Source organism: Bacillus cereus group sp. BfR-BA-01524 (assembly GCF_022662595.1).
GTDB classification, from domain to species: Bacteria; Bacillota; Bacilli; order Bacillales; family Bacillaceae_G; genus Bacillus_A; species Bacillus_A thuringiensis_S.
On sequence record NZ_JAKUDW010000407.1, the window covers coordinates 1 to 247 of the forward strand.

The following is a 247-nucleotide window of genomic DNA, read 5'->3' on the forward strand; positions in this document are numbered from 1 at the left end:
GAAGTCAATTTTAGAGCAAAAGAAATCTGGAAAATTAACGCATGAACAAGCAAAAGAGGAATTAACAAAGTTAGGCGTGAAAATGCCGGAGAAAGGTAAGCATGGAGACATGTTTGCAGGATTAGATGAACAGGAAAAAGAGAAAGCGAAGTCAATTTTAGAGCAAAAGAAATCTGGAAAATTAACGCATGAGCAAGCAAAAGAAGAATTAACAAAATTAGGTGTGAAACTTCCAGAGAAAGAGAAG

Annotated in this window: 1 pseudogene; it reads left to right on the forward strand. The window is 35.6% G+C overall.

Annotated elements, in window-relative coordinates:
• Nucleotides 1-247: pseudogene (locus MR170_RS31665) on the forward strand (hypothetical protein); the annotation flags it as partial.